The organism is Phascolarctobacterium succinatutens YIT 12067 (genome assembly GCF_000188175.1).
GTDB classification, from domain to species: Bacteria; Bacillota; Negativicutes; order Acidaminococcales; family Acidaminococcaceae; genus Phascolarctobacterium_A; species Phascolarctobacterium_A succinatutens.
Window position 1 is genome coordinate 1,786 of sequence record NZ_GL830925.1, and the last position, 215, is coordinate 2,000.

The following is a 215-nucleotide window of genomic DNA, read 5'->3' on the forward strand; positions in this document are numbered from 1 at the left end:
AGTCGTTATCTTTTGCTTAAGCCGGAATACAAACTGACATCTGAAGATAAAACAGAGTTAGCTAGGATGCTTAACTCATCCTACGATCTTGAAAAAGCATATGTTTTGAAAGAACGTTTTTATGAAGTGTTCAGGAAACAAACAAGAACTGAAGCAAAAAAAGAACTGGGAAAGTGGTTATTGTTGGCTGCGGATTTATCACTTCCTGAATTTCA

The 215-nt window shown here is 35.8% G+C and carries 1 protein-coding gene; it reads left to right on the forward strand.

The genetic code is table 11. From position 1 onward, the window contains the following. Positions 1-12: 12 nt before the first annotated feature. A partial coding sequence (locus HMPREF9443_RS10895) for a transposase (RefSeq protein WP_187363715.1) occupies positions 13-215 on the forward strand: 203 nt, incomplete at its 3' end.